This is a genomic window from Rhizobium etli 8C-3, assembly GCF_001908375.1.
Lineage (GTDB): Bacteria > Pseudomonadota > Alphaproteobacteria > Rhizobiales > Rhizobiaceae > Rhizobium > Rhizobium etli_B.
Map to the genome: position 1 here is coordinate 3,906,428 of NZ_CP017241.1, position 20,858 is coordinate 3,927,285.

The 20,858-nt window shown below is 60.4% G+C and carries 22 protein-coding genes; 10 read left to right on the plus strand and 12 right to left on the minus strand.

What is annotated here, in order from left to right; genetic code table 11:
* The first annotated feature begins 251 nt into the window (after positions 1–251).
* Positions 252–734: a hypothetical protein gene (locus AM571_RS19280; protein ID WP_074062781.1), complete on the plus strand. Its 483-nt coding sequence runs from the start codon at positions 252–254 to the stop codon at positions 732–734.
* Here AM571_RS19280 and AM571_RS19285 read toward each other — a convergent pair.
* The 5 genes from AM571_RS19285 to tsaD are packed head-to-tail and all read right to left on the minus strand — an operon-like array spanning position 724 to position 4,192.
* Positions 724–1,371, minus strand: coding sequence for a class I SAM-dependent methyltransferase (locus AM571_RS19285; RefSeq protein ID WP_074062782.1), 648 nt, complete (start codon positions 1,369–1,371; stop codon positions 724–726). The two genes, AM571_RS19280 and AM571_RS19285, sit on opposite strands and share 11 nt — an antisense overlap.
* A gap of 5 nt (positions 1,372–1,376) precedes the next feature.
* Positions 1,377–1,808 (minus strand): EVE domain-containing protein, encoded by a 432-nt coding sequence (locus AM571_RS19290; RefSeq protein ID WP_074062783.1) that lies wholly within the window; start codon positions 1,806–1,808, stop codon positions 1,377–1,379.
* A gap of 3 nt (positions 1,809–1,811) precedes the next feature.
* Complete coding sequence (locus tag AM571_RS19295) at positions 1,812–2,105, minus strand: YciI-like protein (RefSeq protein WP_074062784.1); 294 nt, start codon at positions 2,103–2,105, stop codon at positions 1,812–1,814.
* 9 nt (positions 2,106–2,114) lie between these two features.
* Entirely contained in the window at positions 2,115–3,098 is a 984-nt protein-coding gene (locus AM571_RS19300) for an NAD(P)H-dependent glycerol-3-phosphate dehydrogenase (RefSeq protein ID WP_074062785.1), read from the minus strand.
* Positions 3,095–4,192, minus strand: a complete 1,098-nt coding sequence (gene tsaD, locus AM571_RS19305) for a tRNA (adenosine(37)-N6)-threonylcarbamoyltransferase complex transferase subunit TsaD (protein WP_074062786.1) — start codon at positions 4,190–4,192, stop codon at positions 3,095–3,097. The genes AM571_RS19300 and tsaD overlap by 4 nt, the downstream gene beginning before the upstream one ends.
* 72 nt (positions 4,193–4,264) lie before the next feature.
* Here tsaD and hemC point away from each other — a divergent pair, with 72 nt between their 5' ends.
* The 8 genes from hemC (at position 4,265) to AM571_RS19345 (ending at position 10,905) form a co-directional block, all read left to right on the plus strand.
* Positions 4,265–5,194 (plus strand): hydroxymethylbilane synthase, encoded by a 930-nt coding sequence (hemC, locus tag AM571_RS19310; RefSeq protein WP_074062787.1) that lies wholly within the window; start codon positions 4,265–4,267, stop codon positions 5,192–5,194.
* A 6-nt stretch (positions 5,195–5,200) separates the two neighbouring features.
* Entirely contained in the window at positions 5,201–5,905 is a 705-nt protein-coding gene (locus AM571_RS19315) for a uroporphyrinogen-III synthase (RefSeq protein WP_074062788.1), read from the plus strand.
* A gap of 90 nt (positions 5,906–5,995) precedes the next feature.
* Positions 5,996–7,249, plus strand: a complete 1,254-nt coding sequence (locus AM571_RS19320) for a COG4223 family protein (RefSeq protein WP_074062789.1) — start codon at positions 5,996–5,998, stop codon at positions 7,247–7,249.
* A gap of 3 nt (positions 7,250–7,252) precedes the next feature.
* Positions 7,253–8,863 carry a heme biosynthesis protein HemY gene (locus AM571_RS19325; protein WP_074062790.1) on the plus strand — a complete coding sequence of 537 codons (1,611 nt, stop codon included), beginning with the start codon at positions 7,253–7,255 and terminating at the stop codon, positions 8,861–8,863.
* Between the two features lie 17 nt (positions 8,864–8,880).
* Positions 8,881–9,366 carry a TerB family tellurite resistance protein gene (locus AM571_RS19330; protein ID WP_074062791.1) on the plus strand — a complete coding sequence of 162 codons (486 nt, stop codon included), beginning with the start codon at positions 8,881–8,883 and terminating at the stop codon, positions 9,364–9,366.
* Entirely contained in the window at positions 9,356–10,114 is a 759-nt protein-coding gene (locus AM571_RS19335) for a glutamine amidotransferase (protein ID WP_074062792.1), read from the plus strand. The genes AM571_RS19330 and AM571_RS19335 overlap by 11 nt, the downstream gene beginning before the upstream one ends.
* Positions 10,115–10,303: 189 nt before the next feature.
* Positions 10,304–10,594, plus strand: a complete 291-nt coding sequence (locus AM571_RS19340; protein ID WP_237358565.1) for a YggT family protein — start codon at positions 10,304–10,306, stop codon at positions 10,592–10,594.
* Positions 10,591–10,905 (plus strand): DUF167 domain-containing protein, encoded by a 315-nt coding sequence (locus tag AM571_RS19345; RefSeq protein ID WP_074062794.1) that lies wholly within the window; start codon positions 10,591–10,593, stop codon positions 10,903–10,905. The genes AM571_RS19340 and AM571_RS19345 overlap by 4 nt, the downstream gene beginning before the upstream one ends.
* 4 nt (positions 10,906–10,909) lie before the next feature.
* On the opposite strand, the gene ppa is transcribed toward AM571_RS19345, so the two are convergent.
* From ppa to AM571_RS19370, 5 genes are all read right to left on the minus strand, one after another.
* On the minus strand, positions 10,910–11,443 hold the full coding sequence (gene ppa / locus AM571_RS19350; RefSeq protein WP_074062795.1) for an inorganic diphosphatase: 534 nt from the start codon (positions 11,441–11,443) through the stop codon (positions 10,910–10,912).
* Positions 11,444–11,625: 182 nt separating this feature from the next.
* Positions 11,626–12,132 (minus strand): GNAT family N-acetyltransferase, encoded by a 507-nt coding sequence (locus AM571_RS19355; protein ID WP_039846374.1) that lies wholly within the window; start codon positions 12,130–12,132, stop codon positions 11,626–11,628.
* A gap of 199 nt (positions 12,133–12,331) precedes the next feature.
* The gene (gene typA, locus AM571_RS19360) at positions 12,332–14,152 is read right to left on the minus strand and encodes a translational GTPase TypA (protein WP_074062796.1); all 1,821 of its coding nucleotides are present in this window, start codon (positions 14,150–14,152) and stop codon (positions 12,332–12,334) included.
* A gap of 123 nt (positions 14,153–14,275) precedes the next feature.
* Positions 14,276–15,853 carry an alkaline phosphatase D family protein gene (locus tag AM571_RS19365; RefSeq protein WP_074063365.1) on the minus strand — a complete coding sequence of 526 codons (1,578 nt, stop codon included), beginning with the start codon at positions 15,851–15,853 and terminating at the stop codon, positions 14,276–14,278.
* A 136-nt stretch (positions 15,854–15,989) separates the two neighbouring features.
* A complete protein-coding gene (locus tag AM571_RS19370; protein WP_074063366.1) occupies positions 15,990–18,077 on the minus strand; it encodes a M3 family metallopeptidase in 2,088 nt (695 codons plus the stop codon).
* 210 nt (positions 18,078–18,287) lie between these two features.
* On the opposite strand from AM571_RS19370, the gene AM571_RS19375 reads away from it, so the two are divergent.
* A complete protein-coding gene (locus AM571_RS19375) occupies positions 18,288–18,719 on the plus strand; it encodes a hypothetical protein (RefSeq protein ID WP_074062797.1) in 432 nt (143 codons plus the stop codon).
* 6 nt (positions 18,720–18,725) lie between these two features.
* Here AM571_RS19375 and AM571_RS19380 read toward each other — a convergent pair whose 3' ends face one another.
* Entirely contained in the window at positions 18,726–19,367 is a 642-nt protein-coding gene (locus AM571_RS19380) for a LysE family translocator (protein ID WP_074062798.1), read from the minus strand.
* Positions 19,368–19,499: 132 nt separating this feature from the next.
* Entirely contained in the window at positions 19,500–20,723 is a 1,224-nt protein-coding gene (locus tag AM571_RS19385) for an argininosuccinate synthase (protein WP_074062799.1), read from the minus strand.
* Between the last annotated feature and the right edge of the window lie 135 nt (positions 20,724–20,858).

Consider the following 20,858-nt stretch of genomic DNA (forward strand, 5'->3'; position numbering starts at 1 on the left):
ATGACAAATTTGTCTGTGTGCATTGCATCAACGGCGACGTTTAATCACCGAAGCTCCCGACGACAAGCACAATTGCTGTCTGTTTTCAATTTAATCGATTCGCGTTACCGGGAAGTTGCCGGAAAAGGAAACCAGCCTTTCCCGATCGAAGTTTATGCTGATTTTTCATGGCTCAGTGGACACGCAGGTCGTTTTGACGCAAGCTGGCATTAACGATTTGTTAACGATCGGATATCCGGAGGTTGCGTCCCATGTTCCAGCGTGTTTCGAAGACCATTGCGCTGGTGTTGTGTGCCCTGATTGCGCTTCCTGCCACGGCGGGCGAGCGAGCTGGGCATCATCGCGGCGTGACCCATTGGGCAAGCAACGCCAAGTGGGCAAACAGCCTCAGGTGGGCAAACAGCGTGAAACCCTGGTTCGGCGGTCATCGTCGCCATCATGGCCGCGGCCATAACCGTTATGTTCGCCTCAAGCATTTCTCGCCGTCATCAAGCAGCTACCGCATCGGCCGCGCTTCAAGGTCGCCACAGCCTCTGCGCTATGAATACAATGGCACTTACGCCGGTTCCTATGCCTACGAAACCCAAGGCGGCACCTATTTCGGTGCGGACGGTTATGCACAGTACGGTGCGCCGCAGGTCGAGTTGCTCGCACCCGGTCCCAAGGTGATCGACGTTGCCGTAGAGGCCGATCCTTGCAGCTACGAGGCAAAGGTCTGCGTCATCAGGCCCTGAACCGCCAGACCGTCGTCTTCTTGCTCTCACTGTCTTCGAGCGCCCGCGTCACCGGCACTTCGTAGACGGCGCAAAACTCCAGCCGCTCCTTTGGCAAATAGGCCCGGCCCGGATCGCCGACAAGAACCTTTCTGCCTTCGCCGGCCAGCCGGTCGAACCATGGAACGATGGCGTCCGCAAAGACGCGGTCATAGAACACGTCGCCCGCCAGGACGATATCGGCATCGACCGGCCTGCCGACGAAATCGGCGCCGCTAAAATCGACCGAGACCCGATTGGCAGCAGCATTCAGCCGCACCGCCGCTTCAGACCATGGATCGATATCGGCCGCCTTGACCGTCACCGCACCGGCCATCTTCGCCGCGATCGCGACGAGCCCCGAACCTGTTGCGAAGTCGAAAACGCGCTTGGTTTGCACCGTCTCCGGATGATCGAGAATATAACGCGCGAGTCCTTGCCCACCCGCCCAGGCAAAGGCCCAGAACGGGGGTGGCAGGCCGATCCTTGCCAGTTCCTCCTCCGTCTTAAGCCAAAGCTCATGCGCTTCGCTCGCCAGATGCAACCGGATCTCCGGCACATGCGGCGGCGTGATCAGTTGTGTATTGGCGCGGATGAAGCTTTCCGGATCGGTCTTCAATGCAGTCAGAGCCGCGGATTGTCGAGGCCACCCATGCGGCAGACTTCGAGCCACTCGTCATCTGTCACGGGCTGGACCGAAAGGCGCATTGACGTCACCAATGCCATCTTCGAAAGTTTCTCATTCGCCTTGACATCCTTCAGCGTCACGGGTTTGGGCATATCGCGCACAGCGCGAATATCGACGCAATCCCAGCGATCGTCGCCCTTGGCCGTGGAATCGGGATGCGACAAAAGGCAGACCTCGACGATGCCGACGATCTCCAGGCCCTCATTGGAGTGGTAGAAGAAGCCTCTTTCGCCGATCTTCATGGCGCGCATGTTGTTGCGGGCGAGATAATTGCGGACGCCCGTCCACTCGGTACCTTTCTCGCCTGCTGCCTTCTGCTGCTCCCAGGACCAGGAGGAAGGTTCGGATTTAAAGAGCCAATAGGCCATCCCTTATGCCTCCGGATTGTTGAAGACCCAGTTGAACGGCTTGATCTCGACACTCTCGAAAAGACCAGCCCTGGCATAAGGATCGGCATCGGCTAGTGCCCTGGCCGCTTGCGCAGTATCGGCCTTGACCATGACCAAGCTGCCGCAGGGCTTGCCTTCAGTGTCGAGGAACGGTCCGGCCATGCTGAGCGTTCCTTCGGCGTTCAGCTTGTTCAGATATTCCAGATGCGCCGCGCGCGTTTCCATGCGCGTGTTGAGGTGCCCCGGCTTGTCCTTGCAGAGAACGGCAAAAAGCATGTCTGCCTCCTATTCGGTGGTAATCGGACGTGTCATCAATTGTTCGATGGCTTCGGTGATGCCGAGTTTACCTTCGATGATCGCCGAGACGGCATCGGTGATCGGCATCGCGATATTGAGCTCTTCCGCCAGGCGCGAGGCGACGGCCGCGGCAAAGGCACCTTCCACCAATTCGCCGTGCAAGGGATCGGCCTTTTCGCCGCGGCCAAGCGCAATGCCGAAGCGCAGGTTGCGCGACTGATGGCTCGTTGCCGTCAGGACAAGATCGCCCAGCCCGGAAAGCCCGCGTACCGTGTCGGCCTGCCCGCCCTTGGCAACGACGAGACGCGACATTTCCGCCAGCCCGCGCGCGATCAGCGCTGCGCGCGCAGAATCGCCGAGCCCGCAGCCTTCGACGATACCACAGGCGATCGCCAATACATTCTTCAGCGCACCGCCCAGCTGCACGCCGATACGGTCCGAAGACGGATAGAGCCGGAAGGTCCTGCCCGAAATCGCCTGCGCCAGCCGCTCGGCAACAGCCACGTGCGATGCAGCAACGACCATGGCGGTCGGCAGTCCTTTGGCGATGTCGGATGCAAAACCGGGCCCCGAAAGCACCGCAACGGGATGCTGCGGCAATTCTCGCTCCAGCATGACTGTCAACAAGTTGCCGGTCGCCCGCTCGATGCCCTTGGCACAGGTGACGGCGATTGCGTCCTTTCCGAGGTAAGGGCCATACTGCCTGGCCGCATCCGCCTGCGCCTGGGAGGGCATGGCGAAAAGCACGATATCGGCATCTTCGATCGAATCAGGTTCTGCCGAGAATTCCAGTGACTGGGGCAGCTCGATGCCGGGAAGAACCGCATCGTTGAGCCGTTCGGCTTTCAGGTCGGCCATCAGGGCAGGGTCGCGGCCGACGAGCGTGACCTGGCTGCGGCCGGTGAGCGCAATGACTGCGGCAAGCGCCGTTCCGAAAGCGCCCGCGCCAACGACGGCAATCCGTTCGCTCATGCCTTTGCTCCCCGCTTTCCGTAGCTGATCAGCGCTTCCGCATTTGAATCCAACGGCCAGCGCGAGCGCGGCTGCACATCGAGATCATCCGGCGCAACGCCTGTCGCCATGCGCTCGAGCCCCGCCCAGGCAATCATCACCGCATTGTCGGTGCACAATTTCAGCGGTGGCGCGATGAAGCGGAAGGCGTGCTTATCACAAAGCGCCTGTAGCGTGTCGCGCAGTTCGAGGTTGGCAGCGACGCCGCCCGCGACCACCAGGGCCGGCTCTCCGTCGAGATGCGGAAACTCCGCCCTGAACCGCTGTAACCCACGGCCGATTCGATCCTTCAGAGTCCTCGATATCGCCCTTTGAAATGAAGCGCAGATATCGGCGACATCCTGCTCCGTCAGCGGCGCGATATCCAACGCGGCTTGCCGGACCGCCGTCTTCAAACCCGAAAAGGAGAAATCGAGCCGCGTTTCACCGACGAGCGGCCGCGGGAAATCGAAGCGGCCGGGGTTGCCCGTCTTTGCTGCCGCCTCCACCTGGGGGCCGCCGGGATAAGGCAGCCCGAGCAGCTTCGCCGTCTTGTCGAAGGCCTCGCCGAGCGCATCATCGATGGTCGTTCCCCAGCGTTCGTACTGGCCAATGCCGCGTACGAGGATGAGCTGCGTATGACCACCCGACACAAGCAGCATCAGGTAGGGAAAGGAAAGCCCGTCCGTCAGCCGCGCCGTCAGCGCATGGCCTTCGAGATGATTCACCGCATAAAGCGGCTTGCCGGCGGCCTTGGCGATCGCCTTGCCTGTCATCAGGCCGACGAGCAGCCCGCCGATCAATCCCGGTCCGGAGGTCGCGGCAATCGCATCGACATCACACAGCGACACCTTGGCACGATGCAACGCCTCGTCGATCAGCGTATCGAGTGCCTCGACATGGGCACGCGCGGCTATCTCTGGTACCACGCCACCATAGGCGCTATGCTCGTCCAATTGGCTCAAGACGACATCGGAAAGCACTTTCGAACGCCCGTCCGCATCGCGCTCGACCACAGCCGCGGCAGTCTCGTCGCAGCTTGTTTCGATGCCGAGGATGCGTAGAAAGGAAGCCATGAAGCCTGTCGTTGATTGCGATGGGTGCAAAACCCGGTTACGAGAACTTCCGGTAACAACGGATCGAAGCGGATGCAAACAAAACCTTTCCGGATCGGAACGCGGGGCAGCCCGCTGGCCCTTGCTCAGGCTCACGAAGCGCGCGATCGGCTGATGGCGGCGCACGCGATGCCGGAGGAAATGTTCGAGATCGTTGTACTGACGACGAAAGGCGACCGCATTACCGACCGTCCGCTTGCCGAGATCGGCGGCAAGGGGCTTTTCACGCAGGAATTGGAAGAAAAGCTTGCAAGCGGCGACCTCGACTTCGCCGTCCATTCAGCCAAGGACATGCCGACGGTGTTGCCGCAAGGGCTTCATCTGTCGGCCTATCTGCCGCGCGAAGACATCCGCGATGCGGTCATCGGTCGCACGGCGCCAAAGCTGATCGAGCTGCCGCATGGCGCAACGGTCGGATCGGCATCGCTGCGCCGCCAGGCTCTGATCCGCCGCATACGGCCGGATATCAAAGTGACAATCTTCCGGGGCGCGGTGGAAACCCGCCTGCGCAAGCTAGATGAAGGCCAAGTCGATGCGACGCTGTTGGCGCTCGCAGGCCTGAAGCGACTTGGCAAGGTCGACGTGATTACCGATATCCTCGATCCCGACACCTTCCCGCCGGCCCCCGCGCAAGGGGCGATCTGCATCGAAAGCCGAATTGGCGATCGGCGCGCCGATGATCTGCTGGCCGCCGTCAACGATCCGACGACCCACGACGCCGTCTCCTGTGAGCGCGCTTTCCTTGCAGCACTCGACGGTTCCTGCCGCACGCCGATCGGGGGATATGCGGTTTGCGAAGGCGATCGGATCAGGTTCTCGGGCCTGATCATCACGCCGGATGGTCGCAACCAGCACTCGGTCACCATCGACGGCAATCGACGCGATGCCGCAGCGCTCGGCACCCGCGCCGGTCAAGACATCCGCGTCCGCGCCGGAAGCGGCTTCTTCGACGACTGGAACTGACGCACGATGCGCGTGCTCGTCACCCGGCCGCTGCGTTCGGGTCAGCGTACTGCCAAAAGGTTGCGCGACATGGGGCATGAGCCCGTATTGCTGCCGCTCTCGCAGCCCGTGCATGATGGCAAGGCCGCCATGGATGCGCTGGCAAGGAGCCACGGGCCAATCGCCATTACCAGCGCGGAAGCTGTCCGGGCGCTTGCGTCGTCCGGTGCAGACATCAGGCCTTATAGCCGCCGGCTGGTGTTCGCCGTTGGCGAAGCAAGCGCGAACGAAGCCAAAGCAGCGGGATTTGCTTCGGTTCTAGCCTCGGCGGGCGATGGCGCGCGACTGGCGGAGTTGATTGCGGCGCAGACGCGGCAATCTGTCACCTATCTCGCCGGTTCGCCGCGCGCAGAAACGTTCGAGCGCAGCGCACACGCACTGGGACTGAAGGTCGATGTCGCCGAATGTTATCGGATGCAGCCGGCAGAACCCGATCCGGGGGCCCTGCGTGAAGCGTTGACCCCGCCGCCGGAGGCCATCGTCCTTTACTCCCGGACGACCGCAGAGCGTTTTTTCCGTCTCCCCGAGGTCCGATCGGAACCCGGCTGGCTCAATCAGGCCCTCATCCTTTGCCTCAGCACATCTGTTGCCGCGGCAGTCCCCGCTTCAATTGGAAGAAATCTTCGCATCGCAGCATTGCCGGATGAGAGAAGCCTTCTGTCGCTTCTTTGAAGGCCTTACGCGTCCAAATTTGATCTAACCTCTTTCCATAATAGGCATCACTGACTAGTTTCGTTGCGATGCAGGAAAAATGAGGTACGCATGGTATCGGGAAATCCGCCACGTCATTCGAAGAACGCCGACGAGCCGGTCACGATCGATCTGGAAGCGCAGGAAACTGCGGCAGCAGCCGATACCGAGAAGAAATCCGAAGCGAACGCGCCCGACGCCGACGCGCCCGCCGCAGACGATGCGACAGCCGGGGAAGAGGCGTCCGTCGATCCGGAAAAACAACCATGGGCCGAGGAGACGGCCGAGCACGCCGCCACCTCCGAGGAGCCCCCTCAGCAAAACATGGCAACGGACCCCGAGCCGGCTTCGCAAAAGCTGCGCGGCGGAACGACCTCCGGTTTGATCGCCGCCGGTGTTTTCGGCGGCCTGGTTGCCCTGCTGGGTGCTGGCGTGATCCAATATGCCGGCTACCTTCCGACGTCTTTTGCACCTCAGACCGGACTTGATGAAACGGCAAGCCTTTCGGCTGAAATCGACGGACTCAAGCGATCCATCTCCGAGGTGGCCGCAGCGCCGAACACCAGGGTCGATGCGCTCGACAAGCGTGTCTCCGCTCTCGAAACGGCGGCAAAGACGCCTGCCGCCACGGAGCCGGTGGGCACCCCGGAAGTCGACGCGCTGAACCAGAAGGTCGCGGACTTGGCCACTCAGCTGGAACAGATGCGCACGCTTCTCTCGCAATCCTCCGAAGAGCGGGCGTCGAGCGGCGCCGACATTATCAAGCGCCTGGAGGAAGCCGAGAAGAAGCTCGACGAACCACGCCAGGATGTTGCCGTTGCCCAGGCGATCGCCGCTGCGGCCCTCAAGGCAGCGATCGACCGCGGCGGACCTTTTATGGCCGAGCTCGACACTTTCGCCGGCGTTTCGCCGGACGATCCGGCCGTCGCCGACCTCCGCAATTTCGCCGAAACCGGCGTCCCCTCGCGCGCCGAACTGATCCGACAGGTTCCCGACGTGGCGACCGCCATCGTCCGATCGGTCAACCAGGCAGATCCGAACCAGAGCTGGTCGGACCGGCTGATGGCGAGTGCCAGGTCGCTCGTCACCGTGCGCCCTGTCGGCAACATCGAGGGCGAAAGTGTCGAGGCCATCGCGGCGCGTTTGGAAGACAAGGTAAAGAACGGCGACCTGCCGGGCGCTGCCAGCGAATGGAACGACCTGCCCTCGAATGCAAAGCAGGCTTCGGCCGCCTTCAAACAATCATTGGAAGCGCGCATCCGCGTCGAGGAACTGGTCGGCAGTGCGCTTTCCAAGGCCATTTCCGGCGCCGGAAAGGAGGGTTGATCGATGATCCGTCTCGTCGTCTTCGTCGTCCTCATCGTCGTTCTCGGCTACGGCTTCTCCTGGCTTGCCGATCGCCCCGGCGATCTCTCGCTGGTGTGGGAAGGAAGGCTTTATCAGGCAAAGCTGATCGTCGCCGCAAGTGGCCTTATCGCACTGATTGCTGTTGTCATGACCGCCTGGTGGCTGGTCCGCACGGTGTGGACGTCGCCCCATTCCGTGACGCGCTATTTTCGCGCCCGCAAGCGTGATCGCGGCTATCAGGCGCTCTCGACCGGCCTTATCGCCGCCGGCGCTGGCAATGCCCTGCTTGCCCGCAAGATGGCAGCCCGCTCCCGCGGCCTCATCCGCGCTGATCAGGAGCCGCTGATCAACCTGCTCGAAGCACAGGCGGCCCTGATCGAGGGCCGGCATGACGAGGCCCGCTCCAAGTTCGAAGCGATGGCCAACGATCCCGAAACGCGCGAACTTGGCTTTCGGGGGCTCTATCTCGAGGCCAAACGCCTCGGCGCCAACGAAGCCGCACGCCAATATGCCGAAAAGGCAGCCGACAACGCGCCCTATCTGCCCTGGGCAGCCCAGGCAACGCTCGAATACCGCAGCCAGGCCGGCCGCTGGGACGACGCCATTTTGCTTCTTGAACGACAGAAGGCCGCGCGTGTCGTCGAAAAGCAGGACGCGGAACGCTTGCGCGGTGTTCTGCTGACCGCTCGCGCCGGTGACAAGCTGGAGGGCGATCCGGCCGGCGCGCGCGACGACGCGATGCATGCGCTGAAGCTCATTGCCGATTTCGAACCGGCAGCGATTATTGCCGCCAAGGCGCTTTTCCGCGAGAACAAACTGCGCAAGGCAGCCTCGATCCTCGAACAGGCCTGGAAGGCAGCGCCTCATCCCGAGATCGGCCGCACCTATGTGCTTGCCCGAAGCGGCGATTCCACGATTGATCGCCTGAAGCGAGCCGAACGGCTGGAAGCCCTGCGCCCCAACAATGTCGAATCCCTGCTCGTGGTCGCACAGGCGGCTCTCGATGCACAGGATTTCGCCAAGGCCCGGGCCAAGGCCGAAGCGGCTGCGCGCATGCAGCCGCGTGAAGCGGCCTTCCTGCTGCTTGCTGATATCGAGGAGGCCGAGACCGGCGACCAAGGCCGCGTGCGCCACTGGCTGGCGCAGGCGCTGAAGGCGCCGCGCGATCCGGCGTGGGTCGCCGACGGCTTCGTTTCCGACAAATGGCTTGCCATCTCACCCGTCACCGGCCGTCTCGATGCCTTCGAATGGAAGGCGCCCTTCGATCAACTCGAAGGACCGATCGAAGATGGGTCCGCCGTCTCGATCGATGTCGCGCTGAAGACCCTGCCTCCCGTTCGCGAGACGCGGCCAGAAAGCCCGGCCAACGACCACCGCATGATTGAACTGGAGCGCGCCGCAACGATTGCAGAGGCCGCTCGGCCGGCTCCTGGACCTGCGCCGAAGCCTGTCTCGCCCGCGACGGATCCCAAACAGCCGGAGCCGGTTGCCGGCCAGCCAGAGCCGAAGCCCTTTTATGGAATGCCCGACGATCCTGGCGTTCGCAACATGAAGGGGGAACCGGAACCCAAGACACGTCTGCGCCTTTTCTGAAATGGAACGAAATCCGCATGTTCGAACGTTTTCAGGCATTCTTTCAAAACCTCACTGCAAACAACCCCAAGAAGGGTTTTAGCCCTGACGATCCCCGCATTGCCGTTGCCGCTCTGTGCATGCAAGTGATGGAAGCGGATGGCAAGATCAAGATCAGCGAAAAGAAGCGACTCCGCAAACTGCTCAAGGAGCAATACGGCCTTGACGGAAAGCAGCTGGAGGCCGTCATTGCGGCTGGCCAGGAAGCCGAAAGCAGCGCCGTCGACTATTACCGCTTCACCTCCGACCTGAAACGCCATCTGGATACCGAGCAGCGGCTGGAACTCATCGGCATTCTCTGGGACATCGTCTACGCCGACGGCGAACGCAGCGAGATGGAAGACCATGTCATTTGGCGAATAGCCGATCTGCTGGGCGTTTCCTCCCGCGAGCGCATCCAGAAGCGTCAGGAGGCAGCCGCACGCGTGACCGACACGGTGGTGGTGCAAGACGATGCCGATTGACCGTCCCATCAAACGTGACAAGCGCCCCATACTGATCATCCTGCACCAGGAGCGCTCCAGCCCCGGTCGCGTCGGCCAGCTTCTGGCCGACAAGGGCTATAGCCTGGACATCCGCCGCCCGGTTCTGGGCGACAAGCTGCCCGCTACGCTCGAGGACCATGCCGGATCGGTCGTATTCGGCGGGCCGATGAGTGCAAACGATCCAGACGAGTTCATAAGGAGCGAGATCAACTGGCTGGACGTTCCACTGAGGGAAAACCGCCCGTTCCTCGGCATCTGCCTTGGAGCGCAGATGCTGGTGCGCCACCTTGGCGGCAAGGTGCAGTCGAACGCCGACGGCTCGACCGAAATCGGCTGGTATCCGCTGCGGCCGACCGAAAAGGGCCGGCTGCTGATGCACTGGCCGAAGATGGTCTACCATTTCCATCGCGAGGGCTTCGATCTGCCGCACGGCGCCCATCTGCTTGCGGAAGGCGATACCTATCCAAACCAGGCCTTTCGCTACAACGCCAATGCCTGGGCTCTGCAATTCCACGCAGAGCTCACCCGCGTGATGATGCATCGCTGGGTCGTCCATGGCGCCCACCGCTTCATACTGCCGAACGCGCAGCAGGGTCGGGAACATCTGGAGGGCCGCATGCTCTTCGATGCGCCGCTCAAGGCGTGGCTGAACGAATTTCTCGACATCGTCTTCGAAGGCAAGACGGCAAAAGCCGTACCGGGCTCTATCGCTGCGCTGTCCGCATAGCGCGCAGCAATCCACCAGAGAAAAAGCGCTGCTGCTTGCCCATTGCGCTGGGCGTTATCTGCTGCGAAAAAGCCTGACGCATGAAAGGGCAGGTTCGCCGTAGCATGATTCGCCGCGCCTTTTCACGTGGCACTTGCCCGTTTAGCCGCCAATAGATACATGTCTGTCAGCAACGAACTGGAGACCAAGATGATTGCCCTCTTTCAAACCATTGATTTGGCTTTGAATCTTTATACCTGGGTGCTGATTGCGAGTGCCATTTTCTCCTGGCTTTACGCCTTCAACGTCATCAATTCCTCGAACCAGTTCGTCAATTCGGTCGGCCTGTTCCTCTATAATGTCACCGAGCCGCTGCTACGGCCGATTCGCCGGCTGCTGCCCAATCTCGGCGGCATCGACATCTCGCCGATCATTCTGCTGCTGATTATCTTCTTCCTGCGCTCCTTGATGTGGAACACCATCTTCCCGCTGGTGGCGTGAACTCCGCCTGGAAGATATTCGATGACCATGTGCGCCTCGCCGTTCGGTTGACCCCGCATGGCGGGCGCGACGCGATCGATGGCATCGAGACCGATGCCGCAGGCAAGTGCCACCTCAAGATCCGTGTCAGCGCAATCCCTGAGAAGGGAAAAGCCAACCAGGCGCTGATCGCGCTTCTGTCCCAAGCGCTCGGCATACCGAAATCCTCCATCCAGTTGATGTCGGGCGATACATCGCGCAAAAAAGTCCTCCGGATCGATGGCGGTCTGGAGGACTTGATGGAAAGGCTCGAAAAGCTTCTGAAGCTGTAGCCGCTTACTTCGCTTTCTTGGCGCGCTCAACGGCTTCGAGGATCAGCTGGCCGGCTTCCTTAGAATCACCCCAACCGAAAATCTTCACCCACTTGCCGGGCTCCAGGTCCTTGTAGTGCTCGAAGAAGTGCTCGATCTGCTTCAGGGTAATCTCCGGAAGGTCGGTGTAGTCCCTCACCTTCTCGTAGCGCAGCGTAAGCGACGGCGACGGAACGGCGATGATCTTCTCGTCCTTGCCCGAATTGTCTTCCATCTTCAGAACGCCGATCGGACGGACATTGATCACGCAGCCCGGAACCAGCGGACGGGTGCTGGCGATCAGGACGTCGATCGGATCGCCGTCTTCCGAGAGCGTATGCGGCACGAAGCCGTAGTTGCCCGGATAGGTCATCGGCGTATAGAGGAAGCGGTCGACGACCAACGTGCCGGCTTCCTTGTCCATTTCATACTTGATGGGATGACCGCCGACCGGAACTTCAACGATGACGTTGACATCTTCCGGAGGATTCTTGCCGATGGAAATGGCGTCGATGCGCATACGAAAACTCCCACGAGGTGAATTGTTCGCAGCCAAATAATCCGTTTCATTCCGCAACGCAACATCGCGTCTTCGCGATGTTGGAGATTCGTCTACGATTCGAGGAGCAGGGCGCCGATTTTCAGCAGCCGCTTCAAGGCGGATGCACCGACTATTTCGAAAGACCGTGAGGCCCTTCTTTTTCAGTTCCAGATGAAGCCGATTTTCTTCAGCTGCCTATGGTCGAAGCTTTCCATGCCTTCGCAGAAGTCGATGCCGCCATGGCCACGATAGAACTGGCTGGCATTTTCGTTTTCCTCCAGGCACCAGACCACCATCCCCTTGCATCCGAGAGATTTCAGGAGCCGCCGAGCCTCGCCGAACAGCATGCGCCCAAGACCAATTCCCTGATACTCGGGACGAAGATAGAGCTCGTAGATCTCGCCTTCCTGCGGCAGCGCTCGGGCCCGATTGAGGCCAAGCGTGGCATAGCCTGCGACTGTGCCGGCGACATCCAGAACGAGGAGCGTTGCCGGGCCGCGCGTCGCCTTGCGCCACCAGTTCTCGCCCCGGCGTTCGATCATCTGCGTCAAAGCGCGATGCGGAATGATCCCGGCATAAGTGTGCTGCCAGGCGAGGCGATGCACCTCGGAGATGGCTTGGGCATCATGCGGTTCTGCCCGCCGGACATCGATCGACAACGTCTTCATAACGCTTACTCTGGTCTTCCAGCAGGCAATTAACCATACGCGATGATGCGTTTCGGCCGTTTGCCCACAGACTTAACATGTGGACGATGAGCAAAATTTAACGCTTTTTTAACGATTGTCACAAGACGGAATCAGCGCGCCGCACAACAAAAAACCCCGGCGCCGGGCCGGGGTTCGAAATGTCAACAATTAGAATCGCTTAGGCGTAGCGTGCCTTTTCGAAACGCTTACGCTCGTTCGGGTCGAGATACATCTTGCGCAGACGGATCGACTTCGGCGTCACTTCGACCAGCTCGTCATCCTGAATCCAGGACAGTGCGCGGTCGAGCGTCATGCGGATCGGCGGCGTGAGCTTGACGGCTTCGTCCTTGCCGGCGGCGCGGATGTTCGTCAGTTTCTTGCCCTTCAGCACGTTCACTTCGAGGTCGTTGTCTCTGCTGTGAATGCCGATGATCATGCCGGCATAGACCTTTTCACCGGCGTCGATGATCATCGGCCCGCGGTCTTCAAGATTGAAAAGGGCATAGGCCACAGCTTCACCGGAGTCATTGGCAAGCAACACGCCGTTGACGCGGCCGCCGATCTCGCCCTTGTACGGCTGATAGTCGTGGAAGAGGCGGTTCATCACGGCTGTGCCGCGCGTATCGGTGAGCAGTTCCGACTGGTAGCCGATCAGGCCGCGGGTCGGTGCGAAGAAGACAAGGCGCACGCGATTGCCGCCCGACGGACGCAGCTCGACCATTTCGGCCTTGCGCTCAGACATCTTCTGCACCACGACGCCCGAATGCTCCTCATCGACGTCGATGACGACTTCTTCGATCGGCTCGAGCATCTCGCCCGTTGCTTCGTCCTTGTGCATGACGACGCGCGGACGCGAAACGGCCAGCTCGAAGCCTTCGCGGCGCATCGTCTCGATCAGAACCGCAAGCTGCAGTTCGCCGCGGCCCGATACGAAGAACGAATCCTTTTCGGAGGATTCTTCGATCTTCAGCGCAACGTTGCCTTCCGCTTCCTTGAACAGACGGTCACGGATGACGCGCGAGGTGACCTTGTCGCCTTCTGTGCCGGCATAGGGGCTATCGTTGACGATGAAGGACATGGTGACCGTCGGCGGATCGATAGGCTGGGCCTGCAGCGGCTCGGTGATCGACGGGTCGCAGAAAGTATCGGCAACCGTGCCCTTGGAGAGACCGGCGATCGCGATGATATCGCCTGCATGCGCCTCTTCGATCGGCTGACGCTCGATACCGCGGAAAGCGAGGATCTTGGAGATACGGCCGGTCTCGATTGTCTTGCCGTCGCCATGCAGAACCTTGACCGGCTGGTTCGGCTTGATCGAACCGGAATTGATGCGGCCGGTGATGATACGGCCGAGAAAGGGATTGGCTTCGAGGATCGTGCCGATCATCGTGAAGGGACCGTCGTGAACGGTCGGCTCCGGAACATGCTCGAGCACGAGGTCGAGAAGCGGTGCAAGACCCTGATCCTTCGGACCTTCCGGATTGACGTTCATCCAGCCGTCACGGCCGGAACCGTAAAGGATCGGGAAGTCGAGCTGTTCGTCGGTCGCGTCGAGGTTTGCAAACAGGTCGAAGACTTCGTTGATCACTTCCTCGTGGCGGCCGTCGGGACGGTCGATCTTGTTGATCGCGACGATGGGGCGAAGACCGACCTTCAGCGCCTTGCCGACAACGAATTTCGTCTGCGGCATCGGACCTTCCGAAGCATCGACGAGCACGATCGCGCCGTCCACCATCGAGAGAATGCGCTCGACTTCGCCGCCGAAATCGGCGTGGCCTGGGGTGTCGACGATGTTGATGCGAACACCTTTCCACTCGACCGAGGTCGCCTTGGCGAGGATGGTGATGCCGCGCTCCTTTTCAAGGTCGTTCGAGTCCATCACGCGTTCTGCAACGCGCTGGTTCTCGCGAAACGAGCCGGACTGTTTCAGAAGCTCGTCCACCAGGGTCGTTTTGCCATGGTCAACGTGAGCGATAATCGCGATGTTGCGAAGTGCCATATGTTTCAAATCTCTGAGGCTGAGGCGCTGCGTTCAAGGGAATGCGCCAATTACGTTTGGCGCGCTCATACAGTGTTTTTCGCGTTTGCGAAAGGGGGGAGGGGCGATAGCGGCCATGGAGGCCTAGCTCGGTTGCTGGGGGTCGATGACCGTCCGCCAGAGTTCGGTATCGTTTCTGTCCATCAGCCGCACGGTCATCTGCTCGGTCTGCCCGTCGATTTCGACCAGCCCGAAGAACTGCAGGCCGGCAGACGGTGGCAGATTGGAGTCGGCACCGCCAGACGCAGCCTTGATGTATCGCACGTCTGGGCCGAAGGTCATGTCGAGCTCCTGCGCTCCGTAGGTCCCTGAATGCAACGGGCCGGAGACGAACTCCCAAAACGGCAGGAACTCGCGGAACTTTGCCTTGGCCGGATCGTAATAATGCGCCGCAGTGTAGTGGACGTCAGCCGTCAGCCAGACGATGTTCGAAACCGCCGCGTCGCGGATGAAGCGCAAAAGATCTGCCAGTTCCAACTCTCGCCCGAGCGGCGCTCCATCGTCGCCGTTGGAGAAGGACTCGCTGCCTCGGCGCGTCCCATAATCGTCCCAGATCACCAGTCCGACCGGCATATCGCAGGCAATCACTTTCCATGTTGCCGTCGAGCGCACCAGTTCGCGCTTCAGCCATGCTGCCTGGCCTTCGCCAAGGATGCGGGACTTTGCCGTCAGGAGCTGATCCAGGCCATGGTCGTTCGGCCCCCGATAGGATCGCAGGTCCACGAAGAAGATATCGAGCAGCGGACCATACGAGACTTTCCGGTAGATGCGCCCTGGTTCGGCGGCAACGTAGCGGATTGGCGTCATCTCATAAAAGGCGCGGCTTGCCCGGGTTGCCAGCGTCAATACGGACTTTTCCTTGTATCGATCATCGCTGCGAAGGTCGGTCGACGGGGACCAGTTGTTCAAGACCTCGTGGTCGTCCCATTGATAGAAGACCGGACAGACTGCATTCAGCTCCTTTACGTGTTCGTCGAGCAGATTGTATTTCCACTGTCCGCGAAATTGATCGAGCGTCTGCGCGATGTCGCGCTTGTCCTCGGTCACGATCCTGTTCCTCCAGATTCCGCCGTCACGCAGCCGGATCTCGTCCGGAATAGGATTGTCGGCATAGACCGTATCGCCCGAATGGATCATGAAATCGGGGCGGTGAAAGGCGATAGTCTGATAGGTGCGCATACCCTCGTCGTCGATCCCCCATCCCTGCCCCGCCGTATCGCCCGACCATGCGAAGCGGATCGTCCGCCTGTTGGAAGGCGCGGTGCGGAACTGGCCATGAATTCGGTCGGAGACGCTGTTGACGTCCTGCAGGTCGGCGGCCATAAACCGGTAGAAGATCTCATGGTCGGGCGGCAGATCCCGCAGCAGCAGCTTACCTGCAAGATCGGTCTGCGGTGTGACGTCGATCGGGGCCAACCTGACGGCATTGGCGAACCTGTCGCTGGTGGAATATTCGACGAAGAGCCGCGATGGCCGGTCCACACGCGTCCATATCATGCCTGACGTTGCGTCTACATCACCGGATTGAAGGCCTGACGTGAAGACGGGGCGGCTCGAAGATCCTCGCGCATAATATGGCGTCACGAAGCTGGCTGCCGCAACGCTGCCGACTGCGCTGATCGAAGAAAGGAAGCGGCGGCGCGTCGTGTCCGTCAGTTTCATGCCATGGCTCATTCGGCTTGCTTGGAGAGCGGGATCGAATCTCTCGCAACAAGCCTAGAGCGGCCGTCATGTCAGTCCCTTGAAGATAACATGACGGTTTTCCAAATCTTCGGCGACAATTTTGTTAAGGACCGCCTTACGCGTCGCTGCCCGAAAGCTCTTCGAATGTGGCAAGTCCCTTCTTGACGAGCATTGCATCCGGGCTCGGTAACTTGCCGCGGAATCCCCTGTAGGCATCTTCCGGATCGATCGAGCCGCCGGTGGAATAGATATTGTCCTTGAGCTTTTGCGCCATCTCGATGTTGAAGGCGTCGCCGGTTTCCTCGAAAGCAGCAAAAGCATCTGCATCGAGCACCTCCGACCACATATAGGAATAGTAGCCTGCCGAATAACCGCCCGAGAAGATGTGCTGGAAATGCGGCGAGGCATGGCGCATCACCAGCGACTTCGGCATGCCGAGTTCGGCGAGCACCTGCTTTTGCACTGCCATCGGGTCTTCCACAGCCTCGCGGGTGTGAAACTCCATGTCGACGATCGCCGAGGAGGTGAACTCGACCGTGTTGAACCCGGCATTGAAGGTGCGGGCCGCGAGCACCTTGTCGAGCAGTTCCTGGGGCATGGGTTCGCCGGTTTCGAAATGCACGGCATACTGCTTGAGAATTTCAGGAACCGTCAGCCAGTGCTCGTAAAGCTGGGAGGGCAGTTCCACGAAGTCGCGCGAAACGGCGGTGCCCGACACAGTGGGATAGGTGACGTCCGAAAGCATGCCGTGCAGCGCATGGCCGAACTCGTGGAAGAGGGTGCGCGCATCGTCCAGCGAAAGCAGTGCCGGCCTGCCCTCGGCCGGTTTTGCGAAGTTGCACACGTTATAGATGATCGGCAGTTCGCCCTGACGGCCATTCTTCATTGGGAGTTTATGCTGGGATTGAAACGCGCTCATCCAGGCGCCGGAGCGCTTCGAGCTGCGGGCAAAATAATCCCCCAGGAAAAGCGCGACCAGCTTGTCTTCCCGATCGCGGATTTCGAAGACGCGCACATCCGGGTGATAGGCGCCAACCCCCTTCTTCTCGACGACACGAATGCCGAAGAGCCGGCCGGCGACTGCAAAGCAGGCCTCGATGACTTTTTCGAGCTGCAGATAGGGCTTCAGCTCGGCTTCGGAAAAATTGAATCTCTGCGCCCTGATCTTTTCGGCATAGTAGCGCCAATCCCAGGGCATGACCTCAAAGTTCTTGCCGTCTTCGGCGATCAGCCTTGCGATATCCGCCTCTTCCTCAAGCGCCCGCTTGACGGCTCTTGTCCAGACTGCGCGCAGCAGATCGTTCACGGCCGCTGGCGTCTTTGCCATCGTGTTATCGAGCTTCAGTTCCGCAAAATTGCCATACCCGAGGAGCTTGGCGACTTCGCCGCGAAGGGTCAGCGTCTCGCGGATGATGCCGCGATTGTCCGTCTCGCCCTCGTTTTCGCCGCGCGCAACCCATGCTCTGAAGGCCTGCTCGCGCAGGTCGCGACGTTCCGAAAAGGTCAGGAAAGGTTCGATGATCGAGCGCGACAGAGTGACCGCAAACTTCCCCTCCTCGCCGCGCTCGCGCGCTGCCGCCGCCATGGCGTCCTTCAAGAAATCGGGAAGGCCGGCAAGTTCCGGTCCGTCGGCGAGGATCAGCAACCAGTTCCTTTCGTCGGCCAGCACGTTTTGTCCGAACTGGGTGCTCAAGCCTGCAAGCTTCTCATTGATCGCTGCAAGCTTCTCCTGCTCGGACTTCGCCAGCTTTGCGCCGGATTTTACGAAGCTCTTCCAGTGACGCTCGAGCACACGTGTCTGCTCGAGTGTCAGTCCGAGGCTATCCCGATTCTCCCAGAGCCGATCGATGCGTGCAAAAAGCGCAGCATTCATTCCGATTTTGGAATAGTGGCGTGACATTTTTGGCGATATGTCGCGCTCCAGCGCCTGGATCGTATCGTTTGTGTGAGCCCCGGCCCGGTTCCAAAACAGCGCCGAAATACGCGAAAGATCGTCGCCTGCAATCTCCAGTGCGACGATCGTATTCTCGAATGTGGGCTCTTCCACGTTTCCGGCGATGGCGTCGATCTCCACATCGTGAGATGCAAGAGCGGCATCGAAGGCAGCGGCAAAATCGCCGTCGTTCAGCGCCTCGAAGGAAGGAAGGCCATGGGGCCCGTTCCAGTTGACAAGCGCCGGATTGAACTCTTGTGTGGAAGGCATGCTGACGTCCTTTGTGCAGAGGCTGGAAACGGCAATATAGGAAAGGCATGACGGCATTGGTATGCCGCTTTCGAAAATCGCTTTTGCTTGCCCATGCAAGTTTTGACGGGCAAGAATTGATCCCTAAAAATTAACCGATCGTTAACGATTGACGCCGTTTGCGCGCTGGCGGTAGTTTCAAGCCACTCTTTGCGCAAGGGGACATGCGTCATGGAAATTTCTTCTGTGCGGTCTTCTCAGAGCTTGCTTTTTAAGAACAGCCAGAACAACACAAGAAGTTCGAAGACCGAAGATCTTGGAATCGACGCTGGGGCGGCGGTTTCGGCGATATTCAAGGTCGAAGACATTGGTGTCGAAGGACCGAATTTCGCTGCCATGAGCCCGAGCGAGCTACGCAGCCATGCGCGCCACAGCTACGACAACGGCGGCATCGACCAGGACACGTTTGCGGCGATTTCCGAGCCTTTGCCGATGCATGCCATTGACGCGCAGGGCAACGTCATCGATCTGACCGGGATCACCGACGGCACGCTATTCAATTTCCGCGACTATTATGAGAACCAGTTGCAGATCGCCATGTCGATCGGCGACTCCGATAGCGTAAAGACGCTGAAATCGATCGTGAATTTCCTGAACGTTTAGCCGCCGTCAGGCCTTGCGCCATCCAAGCAGGCCGGGCGTTGCGTGCCAGAGTGCCTGGGCTGCAAATCCCATGAAGAGCACGCCGGAGCAGCGGACGATCAGCCGCTCATGGGCGCGGTAGAAGCGCCGCACGGCGCCTGCGCCTATAATGGCGACGAGAATGAGATCGGCGGTCACGAAGCCCAGGAAGGATACGCTGAGGAGCAGCGGCAAGGCCTCGAAGTCGAGCGCACCGGCCGACCCGGCAACCAATGCCGTGAAGGTCGCAAGCGCCACCGGGTAGCCTTTCGGATTGGTCAGGCCGAAAATCAGCCCGCGGCGAAAGGGGTGCTCGACCGTCACCAGAGCCCGCCCGTCGCCTTTCGGCTTCACCGTTACCGCGCTCCAGCCGATCCAGGCGAGATAGAAACCGCAGAGCATTCCGAGCAGATCGAAGACGAAGGTGCCAATCGTTCTTGCACCGACGATTGCAATCAGCGCCAGTGCCGACCAGAGGATATCACCGACAAGATGGCCCATCATGAAGAAGGCGCCAGCCTTTCGCCCCTGTCCGGCGCCGATGCCGAGGAGCTGAAGGAACGCCGGGCCAGGAATGAGCACATAAAAGAGAGCCGCCAGAAAGGCGCCGACGAGCAGGGGTTGCGTCATGGGCAAGGCTCCGAAGGATCAAAGCCGCAGACTATGCTAACCCGGCGGCCCGTCAAGCGCCGCAACGACCCCATCATGAAGAGGCCTTGCTCGGCCTTGCCGAGCGGCCTCTTCTGAAGCGTTTTGACACGCTCAACTCTTGAGGTTGCGTTTGGCGAGTGTGCGCAGGCGCAGTGCGTTCAGCTTGATGAAGCCGGCCGCATCCTTCTGGTCATAGGCACCCTGGTCGTCCTCGAAGGTGACCAGCTTGTCGGAATAAAGCGACTTCGGGCTCTCGCGACCGATGACCATGACATTGCCCTTGTAGAGCTTCAGCGTCACTTCGCCTTCGACATGCTCCTGGCTCTTGTCGATCAGCGCCTGCAGCATTTCCCGCTCCGGCGAGAACCAGAAGCCGTAGTAGATCAGCTCTGCGTAACGCGGCATCATCTCATCCTTGAGATGTGCTGCACCGCGGTCGAGCGTGATCGATTCGATCGCGCGATGCGCCGAAAGCAGGATCGTGCCGCCGGGCGTCTCATAGACGCCGCGCGACTTCATGCCGACGAAACGGTTTTCGACGAGGTCAAGACGGCCGATGCCGTTGTCACGGCCGTAGCTGTTGAGCGTGGCGAGCAGTGTCGCCGGGCTCATGCGAACGCCATTGATCGAAACCGCGTCGCCCTTGTCGAAACCGACCTTGATGACGGTTGCCTTGTCGGGCGCGGTTTCCGGAGAGATCGTGCGCATATGCACGTATTCCGGGGCTTCCTGCGCCGGATCCTCCAGAACCTTGCCTTCGGAGGACGAGTGCAGCAGGTTGGCGTCGACGGAGAACGGCGCTTCGCCCTTCTTGTCCTTGGCGACCGGGATCTGGTGCTGTTCAGCAAATGCCAAGAGCTCGGTGCGGCTCTTGAACGCCCAGTCGCGCCACGGCGCGATGATCTTGATATCCGGGTTCAGCGCGTAGGCGGAAAGCTCGAAGCGGACCTGGTCGTTGCCCTTGCCGGTCGCGCCATGGGCGATCGCGTCGGCTCCCGTCTTGCGGGCGATATCGATCAGGTGCTTGGAAATCAGCGGACGGGCAATCGACGTGCCGAGCAGATAGACGCCCTCGTAGACAGCATTGGCGCGGAACATCGGGAAGACGAAGTCCTTTACGAACTCTTCGCGCACGTCCTCGACGTAGATTTCCTTGATGCCGAGCATCTCGGCCTTCTTGCGCGCCGGTTCGAGCTCTTCGCCCTGTCCCAGATCGGCCGTGAAAGTCACGACTTCGGCGCCGAGCTCGGTCTGCAGCCATTTCAGGATGATTGAGGTATCGAGACCGCCGGAATAGGCGAGCACGACTTTTTTCACGTCTTTCTTAGATGCCATGATGATGAGGTCCGTTGCAAAGGGGCGGCAAAGCCCGGTGTCGCGGGCACTTTTAGCGAGATTGACGCGTGACGCAAGGGCAAGGACTTACCGGCAGAGCACGCTTGATGTTTGACAGCGCCAACCGCGCACCCA